At 40.8% G+C, this 862-nt stretch carries 1 protein-coding gene and 1 pseudogene; both read left to right on the top strand.

Annotated features, from left to right (window positions below; translation table 11 throughout):
* Positions 1-328 (top strand): annotated as a pseudogene (locus RTW80_RS26290) (hypothetical protein); the annotation flags it as partial.
* Positions 329-479: 151 nt separating this feature from the next.
* Complete coding sequence (locus tag RTW80_RS26285) at positions 480-677, top strand: hypothetical protein (protein ID WP_001374248.1); 198 nt, start codon at positions 480-482, stop codon at positions 675-677.
* Positions 678-862 lie beyond the last annotated feature (185 nt).

Here is an 862-nt window from a genome sequence, read left to right as displayed (position 1 = left end):
GTTTACCCGTATGGTTGATTCTAACCCAGCCTATGACTCTTTCCAGATTGGTGGGATCACTGTTATTGATGTGTCAATGTTTCCTGAGATTGTTGCTCACATCGGAGAGAACGGTTTCGCAATTGTTCCGGTAATGGATAAAGCGGCACAGTGTTACCAGCTTCATAGCGGCGTTGGTGTGCGTCATGCTGAGTTAGGTCAAGATGCCGTGTTGCATCACCAATATCTAATCAAGGATGAATTCCAATTCCCATCTGTGGTTACTGAGACATCTTATCTGCCAGTAAACAACATTCCGCAAGCTATCATCTTCGGATCTGCTGCGTAATAAAGCGTTAATAGACGATTCCCCATCGGGGCAATAAGGGTAAAGGGATTAACTAACCTGTAGGCGCAAATACAGTAACGAATCTCTTTGCCCTTTTTGTTTTTCTACTGTCTACAAACCCAAATAAAAATATATATGTGAGAGAAAACCAATGAATACAGAAAACCCACAATCCTTTATTCTTAAGGCTGTAAAAGAACTGGCAGCTATTAGCGATGACTCAATAATCAATGTCAGTGCCTTATGCAGAATGCTTTCAATTGATGCAAATAATGTGCGGCAGCGTGTGTTTCAGACCGGGTGCAGCACTTTCGAAGCAATCCAATATTATTGTTCTAAAAAACAATAACAAACAATAATCATAATACAGGGAAACAATCAGTATGTTAGAGCTAAACGTGGCACGCCTCTCGAACGTTATCACCTTCCAGGTTAACCGACCATCATTAGAGAAAGCAAAAGCAGAAGTAGAAAAACTTCGTAAACAAATGGCGGCGGTGAAAGATATAGAATTGCGTGTTAAGACACATAAAC

The organism is Escherichia sp. AM3 (assembly GCF_032029835.1).
Classification (GTDB): domain Bacteria; phylum Pseudomonadota; class Gammaproteobacteria; order Enterobacterales; family Enterobacteriaceae; genus Escherichia; species Escherichia coli.
The sequence above is the reverse complement of the archived record's forward strand: the minus strand, read 5'-3'. Positions and strand labels throughout refer to the sequence as shown.